Source organism: Flavobacterium tyrosinilyticum (assembly GCF_023656565.1).
Taxonomy (GTDB): Bacteria; Bacteroidota; Bacteroidia; order Flavobacteriales; family Flavobacteriaceae; genus Flavobacterium; species Flavobacterium tyrosinilyticum.
In genome coordinates this window covers 1,024,439-1,041,736 of the sequence record NZ_JAMOKG010000002.1, presented here as the reverse complement: position 1 = coordinate 1,041,736, position 17,298 = coordinate 1,024,439, and the positions used below count along the sequence as shown (strand labels likewise).

Annotated in this window: 7 protein-coding genes and 1 pseudogene; 7 read left to right on the top strand and 1 reads right to left on the bottom strand. The window is 37.1% G+C overall.

Annotated elements, in window-relative coordinates:
* Nucleotides 1–13: 13 nt before the first annotated feature.
* The 3 genes and pseudogenes from NCC77_RS12310 to NCC77_RS12300 all read left to right on the top strand — a co-directional run.
* Nucleotides 14–646 carry a nitroreductase family protein gene (locus NCC77_RS12310; protein ID WP_250835827.1) on the top strand — a complete coding sequence of 211 codons (633 nt, stop codon included), beginning with the start codon at nt 14–16 and terminating at the stop codon, nt 644–646.
* Nucleotides 647–904: 258 nt separating this feature from the next.
* Nucleotides 905–1,282, top strand: coding sequence for a hypothetical protein (locus NCC77_RS12305; RefSeq protein WP_095927542.1), 378 nt, complete (start codon nt 905–907; stop codon nt 1,280–1,282).
* Between the two features lie 453 nt (nt 1,283–1,735).
* Nucleotides 1,736–2,185: pseudogene (locus NCC77_RS12300) on the top strand (transposase); the annotation flags it as partial.
* A gap of 264 nt (nt 2,186–2,449) precedes the next feature.
* Here the strand turns inward: NCC77_RS12300 and NCC77_RS12295 are convergent.
* The gene (locus NCC77_RS12295; protein WP_250835826.1) at nt 2,450–2,962 is read right to left on the bottom strand and encodes a hypothetical protein; all 513 of its coding nucleotides are present in this window, start codon (nt 2,960–2,962) and stop codon (nt 2,450–2,452) included.
* 310 nt (nt 2,963–3,272) lie between these two features.
* On the opposite strand from NCC77_RS12295, the gene NCC77_RS12290 reads away from it, so the two are divergent.
* The 4 genes from NCC77_RS12290 to NCC77_RS12275 all read left to right on the top strand — a co-directional run bounded on the left by NCC77_RS12290 (nt 3,273) and on the right by NCC77_RS12275 (nt 17,286).
* A complete protein-coding gene (locus tag NCC77_RS12290; RefSeq protein ID WP_250835825.1) occupies nt 3,273–4,031 on the top strand; it encodes a helix-turn-helix domain-containing protein in 759 nt (252 codons plus the stop codon).
* A 29-nt stretch (nt 4,032–4,060) separates the two neighbouring features.
* Nucleotides 4,061–5,257, top strand: a complete 1,197-nt coding sequence (locus NCC77_RS12285; protein WP_250835824.1) for an FAD-dependent oxidoreductase — start codon at nt 4,061–4,063, stop codon at nt 5,255–5,257.
* A gap of 112 nt (nt 5,258–5,369) precedes the next feature.
* Nucleotides 5,370–6,437, top strand: coding sequence for a BamA/TamA family outer membrane protein (locus NCC77_RS12280; protein WP_250835823.1), 1,068 nt, complete (start codon nt 5,370–5,372; stop codon nt 6,435–6,437).
* A 409-nt stretch (nt 6,438–6,846) separates the two neighbouring features.
* Nucleotides 6,847–17,286, top strand: a complete 10,440-nt coding sequence (locus NCC77_RS12275; RefSeq protein WP_250835822.1) for a PKD domain-containing protein — start codon at nt 6,847–6,849, stop codon at nt 17,284–17,286.
* The last annotated feature ends 12 nt before the right edge of the window (nt 17,287–17,298 follow it).

Below are 17,298 nucleotides of genomic sequence, written 5' to 3'. Positions count from 1 at the left end.
TCAATTAAAAAAAATGGCCTTAATAGATGCACTAAAGTGGCGTTATGCTACAAAAAAAATGAACGGACAAGCTGTTCCCCAAGAAAAAGTAGATTATATTCTTGAAGCTGCAAAACTTGCTCCATCTTCTTCTGGATTACAGCCTTACAAGATTTTTGTTATAACTAACAAAGAATTAAAAGACAAACTAAGAACTGTAAGTTTTGACCAAAGTCAAGTTACAGATGCTTCTCACGTTTTAGTATGGGCTGCTTGGGACGGTTATAGTTTAGAAAAAATCTCTGCTGTTTTTGACAGAACAATTGCTGAAAGAGGAATTCCTGCTGATGCAATGGATGAATACAAACAAAGACTTTGGGGAATGTATGAGCCACTTGGACAAGAATGGCACGCTAACCACGCTGCAAAACAAGCTTACATTTCGTTTGGTGTTGCAATCGCTGCAGCTGCAGAACAGGAAGTAGATGCAACTCCAATGGAAGGTTTTATTCCTGCTGAAGTAGACAAACTTTTAGGTTTAAACGAACTTGGACTAAAGAGTGTTTTAGTTTTACCTCTAGGATACAGAGATCATGAAAATGATTGGTTGGTAAACATGAAAAAAGTAAGAACTCCACAAGAAGATTTTATAACAGAAATCAAGTAAAAAATTATTTTTTACTTAAACGAAAATGCTTTTGAAATGGTGCAGCAGCGCTTTTTCAGAAGCATTTTTCGTTTAAATAATTCATTTTCAAATTAAAACAAAATTCAATTTGAGGAAACAAAAAAACTGATTTTTAGAACTTATGTTAATTTTATTATTTGCCTAAAAATAGGTACACAATACGGATAATTAAATAATATTGTATAATTAATTTTGCCTCATCCAAAACGATTAATTCAAATTAAATCCTAAAAACCTATGTCTGATTTCTTAACGCAATTTGGGGAAGACCTAAAAAAGAACGTCCCAGGTTTCATCGCAGTATCTGTTGCTGAAATCGCAAGCGGTATGTCATATTATTCACACTCTGCAGTTGCAGATTTTGACCCAGAATTGGCATCTGCATACAACCTTGAAGTAGTAAAAGCTAAAATGAATGCTATTAAAGCTTTGAATTTAAACGGTCAAGTTATTGACAATGTAATGATTACATTAAGTTCTCAAATTCACATTATCGACGTTTCTGATAATCAAGATTATTTTATTTACCTGGCTGTAGACTCTACAAAAGCTAATTTAGGTATGACAAAATCTATCCTTAATAAGTATAAAAAAGAAATCGCAGGTAAATTGTAACAAAATTTTGCCCCCCTTGATAAAAAGGAATAGTCGTTTGTCGAGTATTCCTTTTTATTTTTTTAGCATGTTTTAAAAGATGTAGCTCCTCTGGAGCTTTATATCTTTTATGCTATTTCTTTCTATAAATATTGAGCTCCGCCGGAGCTTTGCATATAGGTAAAAGTCCTATCGGGGTGAAATATACATAGAAATATATTCTCAATCATACAAAAGCCTCAGAGAGGCGAAATATTTATAGAAATACAATCCAGTCGTAGAAAAGCCTCCGAGAGGCGATATATTTATAGAAATACATTCCCAATCATAGAAAAGCCCCAGCGGGGCGAAATATATCGACACAAATAACCCTATTCAGAAAACGCAAAAAAACATTTTATTTTTTCATTCCAATTTACGCTTCATTTCTTCAAAATATTTTATATTTCGAAACCTAAATGAGGAATTGTATAAATGGAATTACGCGCTTATTTTGAAAAATATTCTGATGAAGCAACTTGTATTGAAGAGCTCAAAAACAAACGTTTAGAAAATGGACTTTTGTGCCGAAAATGTGGGCATGACGTACATTCTTTTCGTCAGAATGATTTAAAATTTCAGTGCAGAAAATGTGGCAGTAGAATTAGTCTAAGATCTGGAACTGTAATGGAAAACTCCAATCTTCCTATTCGCTATTGGATGATTTGTATAGAATTAATGACACTTTCTCACCGAAAAATATCAATTCTTAAAATTCAATATTTGCTCGGCCATAAAAGATATGAGCCAATTTGGCTGATGGTACAGAAGATTCGTCTCGTAATGAAAATTAGAGACGAAAAATACAGACTACGTGCTTACTCCGAATTTGATCCCGAATTTCTTCAGAAAATTGACAAGCTTGCGATAGAGAAAAAAACTCAAAAATTGTGAATGGTGAATTGTAAATTGTGAATGGTAAATGGTGAAATGTGAAAACTGCAATAAAAACAGCCACAGATTACAGGATTAAAATGATTTTTTAAAATCTGTATCAATCTTGTAAGCTGTGGCTTTGTAACTTTATTGGAATGGATGAATCTTTGCGCGGGCTTCGACTTCGCTCAGCCTGACAATATAACGAAGTTATAGCTATCCTAAACAACTTCAACAATTAACAATTCACCATTTACAATTAATCATTTACAATTATTTCTTTTTATTCTTCTTTGCTTTAGATCTTTTTGCTTTCTTTTTAGCGATTTTTTTCGCTTTTGCTTTGTCTTTCGCTTTTTGAGCTTTTGCTTTCTTTTTAGCTTTAGCTTTTAGTTTTGCTTTTTTAGCTTTCTCTTTCTTTTTATCTTTTGCTTTTTCTTTTTTCTTAGCAACAGCTTTTTTCTTTTTCTCTTTTTTCTCTTTGTCTTTTTCTTTCATTTTTTTATTCTTTTTAGATTTTGGCTGATCGTTGTTTTCTTCAGATGTTTCTTCTTCAGCCTCAGACGAAATTTCTTCTATTTGTGTTGGTTCTTGAACAGCTTCTTCTACTGTGCTAGCCTCTTTTTCTGCCACTTTTTTAGGAGCTCTTTTAGGTTTTGGTTTTGCTTCTGGAGTTTCAGCAGATTCTAAAACTGGAGTTTCTTTTTGCTCGATTTCGTCATTTGAGATAACCGAAACAGCTTCTGCCTCCTGATTGATTTCATCAACAAGTATTTCTTTTGCCATTATTCTGTTAATTTTAAGAAATTGATTAAATTTATTTTTAATTAAGCTAATTTTTAATGTTATTAAATCATTAAATTAACATCAAAAAATAATAAACAAATATAGACTGAAAAAGACATTCGCCAATGTTAAGTTTTTCATTGCGCCTAAAAAACAAACACAAACAACTAATATACAACAACTTATACAATGTTAAGTTTTTCATCGCACTTTTTATCGAATTAGAAAGTCTCTTATAAGCTTTCTATAAGTGATTCTTTTCCTAGAAATAAAGTACATTTTGTTTACTTTCACTTTAAAATTTGATAAAATGTTCAACGATTTAGCATACAAATCCATAAAACCCAGCAAAAAACTCTTAGATTTTGTAGAGAGCTTTTGGTGCATGCAAAATAAATCGGATCAAACATTGGAAACGATTGGCCTTCCTGATGGACGAATTGATTTGTCCTTGATGAAAACTGCTGAAACTTCTTTTCAAATTAGACTTTTAGGTTTAGGAACGCAACAGTATGAAAAAGGGAAAATTCCAGCGAATAGCCAAACCTTTGTAGTTAGCTTTAAACTTCCTGCTGTTGAGTATATTTTTCATGATAGCATTACTGAAATTTTAAACTCAGGAAAACTTCTTGAAAACAACTTTTGGGATTTTAACGAAAATGATTTAGATGATTTTGAATTATTTTGCGAAAAAACTTCTTCCAAAATCGAGTCTTTATTGGTAAAGGAAATAGACAATCGAAAACAAAAACTATTCAGACTTATATACGAAACCAACGGAAACCTCACGGTAAAAGAATTATCAGAACAATCTAATTGGAGCAGCCGTCAAATTAATCGGTATTTTAATCAATATTTTGGTATTTCGTTAAAGGCCTATTGTTCTATTCTTCGCTTTCGTGCTTCATTAGAACATATTGCTAAAGGGAAACTTTTTCCAGAGGAGAATTTTACAGATCAAACACATTTTATTAAAGAAATCAAGAAAATTTCGGGATCGCTGCCAAAAGAGCTTTTTCAAAACAAAAACGACCGATTTATACTATTATCTGCTCTTTCCTCTAAATAATTTTGCAACATAGATTTTAACTACAAACTATGTTACTACAAAATAAACAGGTTGCCATTGTTGGCGGCGGAATGGGCGGTTTAGTATTAGCCCGTCTTTTACAGTTGCAAAATATAAAGGTAAAGGTTTACGAAAGAGACCTCAACTCAACAGTTCGTGTACAGGGTTCTCCTTTAGATTTACATGAAGATTCAGGTTTAATAGCCATGGAAAAAGCAAATTTACTAGATGAATTTTACAAAAAGATTCGCCCAAATGCTAGTAAGGCACGAATTGTAAATCAGAATTTTGAATTGAAATTTGATGAGCATGCTGATCAGAAAAGCATTTCTCAGATAAATTCAGAAAACAATCATGATTCACTTCAGGATATATCTAAACCACGTCCAGAAATAGATCGCTCAGAACTTCGATCTGTTTTATTGCATTCGCTTTTGCCAGAAACTATGGTTTGGGACAGTCAATTCCTTTCAATGGAAAAAGAAAATAATGGCTGGAGATTGTTCTTTAAAAATGAAAAAAATGTTTATGCCGATTTGGTAATTGGCGCAGATGGAGCAAATTCTAAGATTCGTTCTTATATAAGTATGCAAAAGCCTATTTATTCTGGTATAACCATGATTGAAGGTACAATTTATAATGCCAAAGAAAATGCTCCCAAGCTTTTTGAATTTTCAAAAGGCGGAAAAGTGCTGGCTTTAGGAAACGAACAGAGCATTATGTACGGCACAAAAGGAGACGGTTCTTTAATGTTTCTTCTTAGCAGTAAAATTGCTGAAAACTGGATTGCAGAAAATGATTTGGATTTTAAAAACAATCAGAAGATTTTTGATTGGTTTGCAGAGGTTTACAAAGATTGGAGTTCTGAGTGGCATGAATTTTTTAAAAGTGAAGAATTGCACTTTATATTTCGTCCACAGTATTATTATCCGCAAAACCAATCTTGGGAAACACAAGAAAACCTGACAATTATTGGAGATGCAGCACATAGAATGCCTCCTTTTGCGGGAAAAGGCGCTAATCTGGCTATGCTTGACGCTTTTGAATTGGCTGATTGTTTAACGAACAATTCATTTTCTGATATGAAAACTGCTATTTATTCTTTTGAAAAGAGAATGCTGAAAAGAGCCGCAAACGCCTTAACTGACACTTTAAGCAACGGTGAACAACTGCATTCTGAAAACGCTTTAGAAAAACTTGTTGCTATATTTAACAGGACAAAGTAACTTAATTGTTTTTATTTCAAATACTTACATTTTTTATTTAAATTTACAAGTATCTGAAAAGCGTAATTTAAGAATTATACGCCAATGTAATTTTCACTAAACAAATTATACAATGAGGCATTTTCTACTTTTACTCTTTTTTACAGCTTTTGTTTCTCCTTCTTCTGGTCAAAAAATTACCGATTCGGTACCGAAAAAGACAAAAGAAAAGAAAACTGAACTGCGAATAATGCCCTATCTAAGCTATAATCGGAATCTTGATTTCATGTTTGGTGCAATTCCGATGATGATGTATAAAGTGAATGAAGCCGATACTATTTCTCCAAAATCATTATCTGGAATGTCGGCTATTTATACTACCAATAAATCATACGCTTTAGCATTTTTTAATAAATGGTATTTAAATGAAGACAAATGGCGTTTGAAATTTTTCTTTTTTACTGGAAATCAGAATTCTCAGTTTTATGTGGATGATATTGACCAACCCGATTTTTACGATTACGGAACCAAAACGACCGTACTGAACGTTGGAGGTCAGCGTAAAATTGTGGGCAAGTTTTATGGCGGACTTTCTTATACTTATGCACATTACAATACCGTTTATGAAGATGATATTTCTCCTTCTTCTATTTCTCACAGTAATGCAGTTGTCCTTAATTTATTGTACGATACGAGAGATGCTGTTTACTATCCGACAACGGGTTACAAAATTAGAATGGACTGGTCTACTTATCCGAAATTTTTAGATAACGAACTGGCATCGAATCGAATTTCTTTTCAAGCCAATAAATATTTTCCTAACCGAGAAGGCAAAGATGTTATCGCGGTACGCTTTTATGGCAAGTTCGGACTTGGAAATGTTGCATTTGAGCAGCAAAGTACTATTGGAGGAACAGATATTCGCGGTTATTCTGAAGGAAAATACAGAGGGTCAGGATTAATGGATATTCAAGGCGAATACCGATATAACTTTGGAAAGAAAATGGGATTGGTAGGCTTTTTTGGTATTGCGACCATTTACGGTTCTGATACTCCCAGTTTTGACTGGAAAATGTATCCAGGAGGTGGCATTGGTTACCGATATAATCCTTTCAAAAAATCGAAATTCAATGTCGGTCTGGACGGCGCAGTCGGTAAAGGAGACTGGGGAGTTTATTTTAGAATTGGCGAAGCTTTTTAATTTTTAGGTAAAAATATACATAAAAAGGGCCGTCTTAAAAAAGACAGCCCTTTTCTGTTTTTCATAATTTCTCTAACATTTTACTAAGTTCATTTTGGTGTTTAAAAAGCTGAAATTGCTATAAATATTTTGCTCTGTTAGAACTATTTGCAGAAAAATATAATTGACAAACTTTTGAAACAATTGCTTTTTAATCTTATTGTAGAGCCTTTTATTGTTTCAAAATGTGTTTCTTGTTTCATTTTATAATATGCAACATACAAAAAAATATTTCATGGCTATCTTTCTTTAAATTTGAGTGACCCCAAAATATATTCGAAATCTTAACTACAATTAAATGCTCAAAATCAATTTATTAATTTCGAGGTAGTTGTAATTTGCTGTGCTGCCTTTTCATTCCTGATTGCTTATGGCACAATTTTATTTTTCTTGGAAAATCTGCACTTTATCAAAAAAACTAGTTTTAGCTGCATTAATACTCTTTCTGGCCACTTTTCAAACAAATGCACAAAACTGTACTGTAAACGCTGGAGTTTTAAATGTTACCATTTGTGCGACGGATGCATTGGTTTTAACTGGGAATAATCCTAGCCCTATTATCGGCACAGTCAAATGGACTCAGATCTCTGGGCCAGCTGTAACTATTAATTCGCCAACTAGCCCAAGTACTACCATTTCTGGTTATACAGGAGGAAATACTTATATTTTTAGATATAGCGCAACTTGCGGTGACGGAATTACAGCCTATCAGGATAAAGTTGTAAATGTGGAGCCTATAACTATTGCAAGTACCGGAAGTAATATCAGCAGCTGTCCTAATAGCACAGGAAATTTATCTATTACAGCAAATACGCCTCAAAATACCGGAGAAACAGGACATTGGGAAATAGTTGGAGCTAACAATGCAGGAGTAGTCATTAATTTTCCGAATCTACCCACCTCAACTATAACTTTACCCGATACAAGTTGCGGTATTACAACTCTTCAGTGGGTTATTGAAGGTCCTGAATATGCTCCAGGACAGCGCTGCAGAACTACTTCTCAGATAACAGTAACCAATTATGGAGGTGTAAAACCCGTTTCAGCAGGGCCTGATCAAACACTTAGCAATTGTTATACTACAACGCAAAGCACTAATCTTAATGCAACTTATGGCGGTTGCGGTCTTAATGGGCAAACGGGTCAATGGACTTTTGTAAGCGGCCCGAATACACCTGTAATTGATAATGCAACTTCAAGCAATACTCAAGTTTCTAACCTTGCTCAAGGAACATATACATTTAGATGGACGGTTACTGGTCCATGTGCTTCTGGCAATGACTTGGTTGTAATCACTGTTCCTGCTGCCACACAAGATGTTACGACTCTTCCAGGCGGTGATGAGAATATTTTCTTTTGTGACAACACTATTACTCAAGCAACTTTAGTTGCACAAACGCCTTTATATGCGGGTGAAACTGTTCAATGGACCCAAATATCAGGTGATCCAGGTGCTGTAATCGTTTCGCCAACAAACCCTACTACATTAGTTACCAACATATCTGATTTAGGTGATCCTTATAAGTTTAGATATACGCTTACAAACAGTAATACAGGCTGCGTTTTTACCAAAGATTATAACATTCAATATAATGGCGCAACTAGAACTATTGTTGCCAATAATGGCAATGATATGGTGGGCAGCTGTAATGCCACTGTATTTACTATTCCGCTTACGGTTACAGGAACAGGAGTAAATCAGTATAGAATTGTATCGGGACCAGACACCTCGCCTCTTGGACCATTTCCAACTACTTTGCAAGATGTTGGAAATTCTCTGACACTAACTTTAACTGCATCAGGAGAATATACTGTTGAATTTATCAGAAGCCAAAACGGATCAATTGCTGCTGGCTGTGATTATGGTTTTGATACTTTAAATATTCTTGCTTCTGGCGATCCAACCCCTTCTAATGCAGGATCTGATGTAAGTTTGCCTTGCGGTGATACGAGTACCATGCTTTCTGGGGTTGCAACAGGCGAAGGCATGCACTTTTGGAGTCAGCTTAGCGGTCCAAATGAAGCTGTAATTGCTGATAGTTTTGCTATAGATACTCAGGTAACAGGACTTATACCAGGAAGCTATGTTTTCCAATATATAACAAAAGGAGGCGGTGCAACTTGTGGGTTTTCTGTTTCAACAGTAACTATTCATGTATCCAATACTTCATTGGCAACTCCAGATGCTGGAGAGAACCAAGTCGTTTGTGCCAATGCTCAGGTACGTCTAGCAGCTGTACCTGTAGAAAGCGGAGAAATCGGTACATGGAGTCAGATTTCTGGGCCTAATACAATTTCCTTTTCTAATGTTAATGATCCAAATGCAATAGCTACAGGCTTTACATCAATTTCATCAATCTATGAATTACAATGGACAGTTTCTTATCTTCATCCTGGTCCGTCTTGTAGTTCATCTGTCTCCGATACAGTAACAATCGGGACAAATAATTCTACAGCAGCCTCAACTTCCGATGCGGGGCCTGACGCTTGTTATCCTTCGGGAACAACTTCTTTTAACCTTAGCGGTAACACTCCTGCGTTTCCCGAAATAGGAATTTGGTCTGTAACTCCGTCTACAGGAGTTATTTTTGCTGATGCTAGTGATCCCAACACCTTGGTTACTGTTCCTGGAAACGGAACCTATGTTTTTACTTGGTCTATAGAAACTATAACAAGACTTTGTGCACCTAATCAAAGTAGTGTTTCAGTAACAATTGCAGACACTCCTCCTGCTGCAAATGCAGGTCCAGATCAGGAAATCTGTGGGTCCACAATTACAATGGCTGCTACGACAAGCAGTGGTTCAATTGGAACTTGGACAAGGATTTCTGGCGTTGGGGACTATACAATAAGCGATATCCATGATCCAAATGCAATCTTTACTTTTACCTACAGCGGTTATTATATTTTTAGATGGACAGTCGATGCAGCGGTCTGTGGTCAAGCATTTGATGATGTTAATTTAACGATAGGCATTCCGCCTCACCAAGCTCTTGCAGGATTAGATCAAAATGTCTGTGCCAGTACCAGCGTTACAATGGCAGGAAGCACTTACGATAGTTTTTTTGAAACTGGCCAATGGTCTGTTTTAACAGGTGCTCCAAATCAGCCAACTATTGTGAATCCTAGCAATCCAAATACGGTAATTAACGGACTTGTAGCAGGGACTTACACTTTTAGATGGACCATAACAGCAAAAAGCATTTTCTTGTGTCAAGGTACTTTTGACGATATGGTTGTGGTAGTTACTCCAGCCGCAAATGCAGGTGCTGATCAAAATTATTGTGATGTCACGAGTATTCAGCTTAAAGGAAATGAAAATTCAACTGGAACTTGGACACTTACCAGTACATCTGGAAATCCAGCAGCTGTTGTTATAACGCAAACACCTCCTAATAGCTACATTGCAAATGCTACTGTAGTTCCTGGAACTAGTTATGTTTTTACTTATACGACCAGTTCTACCAATTTTCCTGATGGATCAACTTGTCCAGAATCATCTGATTCTGTAAATATCGAAATTTACAGTGGAGCAAGTATTCCTCCTGATGCCGGTGCAGACCAAACATTATGTATATCTGATGTCAATGGAACTGCGACTTTACAAGGAAATGATCCACCGACTGATGTTATAACTTCTGAATGGCGTTTTGTATTCCAACCGCCAGGAAGTGTGGCCAACATAACAACTCCTAATGCATCACTGACAACAGTTACAGGTTTAACAGTGCCTGGTTTATATATTTTAGAATGGGTATTTGAAAGTGAGTCCTGCAGGAGCTTGTCTGACATTGTGAGAATAGTAATGAATGCTCCTCCAAGCACAGCAAATGCTGGTCCTGATGACACAGTAGCTTGCCAGACTACTTACAAAACGGCTGCGGTACCGCCAACAGTTGGTATCGGAACATGGACATTTGCTTCTCAGCCATCTGGAGGAAGTGCTGTAATTGATAACCCTAATAGCCCTGTTACGACATTATCTAATATTAATGTTTTAGGTACTTATGTCCTAACTTGGACGGTTACTAACGGCTCTTTTACCAGTCCATCTTTATGTCAGCCAACCTCAGATCAGGTTTCCATAACATTCAATGATGTACCACCATCTATTGCCAATGCAGGACCCGATCAGGAATTATGCGCTGTTAGTACTGCTACTATGGCAGCCACACCCGTAACTTCCGGTAAAGGTACGTGGACTCAAGTGTCAGGGCCAAATACTGCCAACATTGCTGCCCCAGAACTTCCTAACTCCTTAATGCTCGGACTTGTTCCTGGTACTTATGAATTTCGCTGGACGACCACTACCTTAAATGTAAACGGCTGTATTTCTGAAGATACTGTTTTAGTGACCATTTATGCAAATCCGTCAACAGCAGAAGCTGGTCCAAATCAAATAGTTCCCCAATTTACATCTGTAAATTTAAATGCAACCGTTCCTACAGTAGGCACTGGTCAATGGAGTCAGGTTTCTGGACCAAGCGTTATAGGTTTTATGGATGTAAGCTCTCCTACTTCAGCAGTAACCGGAACTATTCCTGGAATATATACTTTACAATGGACCGTAAGCAATGGTAATTGTGCCGTTTCATCAGACACTATGAACCTAACCATTTTATCGATTGCCGATCTTGAATTAACTAAAACAGTAACACCAACAACAGGAAGTATTGGCGATGTGGTTACTTTCAATATCAACGTTTTCAATAATAACTCATTAGGTGGCTCTGCTACTGCAACTAATGTTTCCATACGTGATTTCATTCCGTTCGGTTTTGCACTTGTTGCGGGAACGGTTACTTCGGGCGGAATATATAATGTTGGTGATAATACTATTACTTGGAGTGGTGCAACAATTCCGAGTGGCAGTATCTTAAGTTTATCTTTTAAAGCCACAATTCTAGGTGGTGGCTCTTATGTAAATACAGCAGAAGTTATAAAATCAGATCAATTCGACCCTGATAGTACACCTAATAACCAGAATCCTACAGAAGATGATCAGGATAGTGCAACAGTAACTCTAGATGTAGCCGATTTATCATTACAAAAAACAGTTTCACCAGCGACTGTAAGCATAAACGATAATGTTGTATTTACAATCAGAGTTACCAATAGCGGTCCTAATAATGCTACTGGAATTACAGTTTCAGACCATTTGCCTTCTGGTTATACGTATATAAGTGATAATGGAGGAGGAAAATATAATAATGCCACAGGAATTTGGAACGTTGGCAATCTAAACAACGGAAACTCTCTTACTTTGCAAATTACAGCCAAAGTAAACGTCGTGTCATCACCAAATGACTATATTAATACTGCTGAAATAGAAACAGCTCACCAATTTGATCCAGACAGTACTCCTGGAAATGGATTATCAGAAGATGATATGGCAAGTGCTAATATTACCTTGAAACAGGCAGATTTAGAGCTTACTAAATCTGTAACTCCAACTTCTGCAGCAGCTGGAGAACAGGTAGCTTTTACCATCAATGTTGTTAACAATGGTCCCGGAAACGCAACTGGAGTTACTGTAAAAGATGTTATCCCTGTCGGATATACACTTATACCAGGGTCAGTATCTAATGGCGGAACCTATCAGATTGCGACGGCGACACTCGAATGGACAAATTTAACGATAGCGGCAAACTCTAATGTCGATCTCACCTTTAATGCATTTGTTAATCCTTTAGGTAATTATCTAAATATTGCAGAGATAACAGCTAGTGATTTACCAGATCCTGACAGTACACCAAACAATAATGTTGCTTCTGAAGATGATCAGGATGATGCAGAAATTATTTTCCTTGGTCCTTCTGCCGACTTATCTTTAACCAAAAATGTAGTTACAGGCAATACAAGTCCTGTAGTTGGAAGCCAAGTTTCTTTTGAACTTAAGATAACCAATGATGGTCCAAATAATGCAACTGGAGTACAGGTAACCGATTTATTGCCTACCGGTTTTCAATACGTAAATTACAGTTCGTCTGCTGGAACATACAACAGCACTACTGGAATATGGAATGTTGGAACTGTCGATGTTGGCGTTACAGAAGCTCTTATTCTGGATGCAAAAGTATTGCCAACAGGAGATTACAAAAATATAACACAAGTTACTGCCAGTAACCTTCCTGATCCAGATAGTACCCCTAACAATGACGATGGAGATCAGAGTGAAGATGATGAAGATAATGTTGTACTCACTCCTATACCGCCAGCAGCCGATTTATCATTAACAAAATCGGTAAGCAATACAACTCCTTTGGTTGGGTCTATTGTAACATTTAGCATTATCACCACAAACCACGGACCACAAGATGCGGCTCTAGTTCAGGTAACCGACTTATTACCTTCTGGTTATACATTCAGCAGTTTTAATGCAACAAGTGGAACTTATGATAGTACAACAGGTTTATGGACACTAGATATATTAGAAAGCAGTGAGTCTGAAACTTTACAGATTAATGCAATAGTTAATCCAACAGGTGATTATACAAATATTGCCGAAGTTACCAATAGTGACACTCCAGACCCTAACTCAACGCCAAATAATGGAGTGCCAACAGAAAACGATTATGGAACCGCGACTACGACTCCTATTTTACAATCTTCAGATTTGTCCTTGGTTAAAACCGTTAATAATGCGACACCATTGGTAGGTTCGCTTGTTACCTTTGAAGTAGTAATAACCAATAATGGGCCACAGGATAATTTTGGTGTACAGGTAAGAGATGTACTTCCGTCTGGATATACTTTTACTGGATTTACCATTTCTACAGGAACTTACGATACCGCTACAGGAGTATGGACAGTAGGCAATTTAGTTGCTGGTGATGCAGAAACACTTCAGATTGTGGCGCGGGTAAATCCAAGTGGCGATTATACGAATAAAGCCGAGGTCTCGGCTGCTAATCTTCCTGATCCTGACTCCACTCCAAACAACGGAGCTACTACAGAAGACGATTACGCAGAAGCCACAACAACTCCAGTTCCGACATCAGCAGATTTGTCATTGACAAAAGCAGTAAACAATGCCACTCCACTTGTGGGTTCACAGGTAACTTTCAGTATTCAGGTAACCAATTCTGGTCCGCAAGAAGCAAATTCCGTGGCTGTTACAGATTTACTGCCTTCTGGATATACCTACGTATCCTATAGTGCAACAACAGGAAGTTATGATTCCTCAACAGGTGTGTGGACTGTAGGAAACATGCCTGTTTCAGATTCTTATACCTTGCAAATAACAGCTGTTGTTAATGCTACAGGAAATTATACCAATACTGCCGAAATTACAGCAAGCAGCCAACCCGATCCAGATTCTACGCCAAACAATGGTGTTGTTACAGAAGATGATTATGCAGAAGCAACCACTACTCCAACAGTTCAATATTCCGATCTATCTTTAACTAAAACAGTTAGCGATTCGTCCCCAATTGTGGATACAGAAATTACATTTGAATTAATTGTCACTAATAGTGGCCCTCAGGACAATACAGGTGTTCAGGTGACCGATTTACTGCCTGCAGCATTTACTTTTACAGCGTATACTGTTTCAACAGGAACCTATAATCCTACAACAGGGATATGGAATATTGGAAACTTACCAAAAAATCAATCGGAAACATTGCAGATTAAAGCAATTGCAAATTCGATTGGAAATTTCGCAAATACAGCAGAAGTAACCTCGGCCGATCTTGCAGATCCTGATTCCACTCCAAATAATGGAGCACTATTGGAGGATGATTATGCATTTGCTCTAGTGGGAACAAGGGCAGATACACCGCCTCCACCACCAGTTTCTGACTTGTCATTAACTAAAACTGTAAATAATGCTACGCCATTAGTCGGTTCTCAAGTTACTTTTGAGGTTGTAATTATCAACAGCGGAAAAGACGACAATAAAGGTGTTCAAGTTACAGATTTGCTTCCTTCTGGATATACACTTACTGGATATACTATTTCTACAGGAACCTATGCGCCAGCGACAGGTTTATGGAACGTTGGCAATATCGTAAACGGAAAATCTGAAACTCTTCAAATTATAGCAACTGTAAACGCCTCTGGAAATTATACTAATATCGCAGAAGTAACGGCAGCTGATATTGACGATCCTGATTCCACTCCAAACAACGGAGTTACAACAGAAGACGATTATGCAACAGCAACCGTCACTCCAAATGCACAGGCAGCCGATTTATCTTTAACTAAAACAGTAAATAATGCGACGCCACTTATAGGTACGCAGATCATTTTTGAAGTAATTGCAACCAATAATGGCCCTCAAAATACCACAGGAGTGGAAGTGACAGATTTACTCCCTTCTGGATATACTTTTACTAACTACAGCACCACAAAAGGAACTTACAATCCAGCAACTGGAAAATGGGCAATTGGTTCATTCTTAAACGGAGATTCTCAAGTATTACGCATAACCGCTGTTGTAAATCCGACAGGAGATTATGTAAATATTGCCGAAGTTACTGCTAGTAATCTACCAGACCCTAATTCGACTCCAAATAACGGAATCACAACAGAAAATGATTATGCTGAAATTGCAACAACTCCTGTTGTTCCTATGGCCGATTTATCACTTACAAAAGCCGTAGTCGGCGGTAATATTAGTCCAATATTTGGTGCGACTGTTACTTTTGAAATAACTGTAAAAAACAGTGGACCTCAAAATGCAACTGGAGTAAAAGTAATCGATATGCTACCGAGCGGTTACGAATATGTGGTATACAGCTCAACAGCTGGGCAATATTTTAATACCACCGGAATCTGGGAAATTGGAAATATACCAAACGGCGGTTCAGAATCATTATTAATTGGAGCTAAAGTAAATACTACAGGTGTATACCAAAATATTGCAGAAGTTTACGCTTCTAACGAACTGGATCCAGATTCGACACCAAATAACAATGTCAGCGGCGAGGACGACATTAGTTCTGTATTACTGACTCCTGTTCCTGCTGTAGCAGATCTTTCTATTGAGAAAAAAGTAATCAATAACATACTTAATCCTGCTGTAGGATCGCAGATTTCATTCTCCATAACATTAACCAACTCAGGTCCAAGCAATGCCACTGGAGTTATTGTCAAAGATGTACTGCCTTCTGGATATGATTATATTTTCTATAATTCGACTTCGGGAGCTTATAATCCGGCAACAGGAGAATGGACTCCTGGAATTATACTTGCTGGCAATAGTCATACTTTAATTTTAAATGTTTTTGTAAAAGCTCCGACAGGTACTGCAGATGAATATTTAAATATAGCAGAAATTATGACTGCAGATCAGCATGATCCAGACAGTACACCAGGCAACGGAATTGCGACAGAAGATGATTACGACAGTATTTCTGTTACGCCTGTAATTGTAATGGCAGATTTATCTATTAAGAAAACGGCTCTTAATCAGGATGCGATTCATGAAGTAGGTTCAACGGTTATTTTTACCGTTACCGTTACCAATGATGGTCCTGCAGATGCATCTGGTGTAAGAGTAAAAGATTTGCTTCCTCCTGGATTCACCTATCAAACAAGTAGTCCTACAAGTGGTTTGTACAATTATGTCACAGGTATTTGGAATGTCGGAAATATTCCAACGGGAACTGATCAATCATTAGATATTTATACCACAGTAAATAAGCCATCGGGTATAGCAGGCGAATATACAAATACCACCGAAGTCATTGCCAGTAACCTGCCCGATCCCGATTCTACTCCAAACAACGGGGTAACCACAGAAGATGATTATGACAGTTTACAAATCAAAGTCGCCGTTGCCGATTTAAGTTTGGAGAAAACAGCCAGCAATAAAAACGCAAATGTAAACGAGGTGGTAACATTTACCATTCAGGTTAACAATGAAGGGCCAAGCACAGCTACCGGAGTTGCTATTGAAGACTTGATCCCGCTTGGATTCAAAAATATTTCGAACATCAATAATGGCGGTATTTTCAGCAAAAACATTATCAAATGGGTTGATTTGACCGTTCCTGTAGGCGGCATTACACTAACCTATGAGGCAACAGTGGTCAATCCGTTTGGACTGGAAAGTGTTGATTATGTTAATATTGCTCAAGTAACTGCCAGCAATCAATTTGATCCAGATTCAACTCCAAATAATGATAACGGAGATCAAAGCGAAGATGATGAAGATTCTGAATCTATCAACATTCCTTCTACCGACGTAGCCATCAATAAAGAAGTCGATAAAACAGATGTTCCTATGGATACTCAGGTAAATTTTACCATAACGGCAGAGAATTTAGGCAATTTAACTGCAACAAACGTAGAAGTTCAAGATGCGTTGCCTAAAGGATATTCATTAGTAAACTCAGCGGTAACTTCAGGAACTTATGATCCTAAAACCGGTATTTGGAGCATTCCATCAATCAATACAGGAGCTTTACAAACGCTAACTTTAACAGTTAAAGTGGTCGATTTTAATGATTATCTGAACACAGCACATTTGACAAAACTAGATCAGATAGACACCAATTCGGCCAACAATCAGGATACTGCAACTGTTTCGCCAAACTGTCTGAAAATCTATAACGAATTTTCTCCAAATGATGATGGCCAGAACGATTTCTTCTATATCGATTGTATCGAAAGATATCCAGATAATCAGCTGGAAATCTTTAACCGCTGGGGTAATTTGGTTTACTACCAAAAAGGCTATAAAAATACTTGGGACGGAAAAGAGGAAGGTTCTGCCAAAACGCTTCCTGAAGGCACCTATTTCTATATCCTTGATTTAGGAGACGGATCTAAAAAAACCTCTGGATGGGTTTACCTCAAATAAAACCATCCAGAA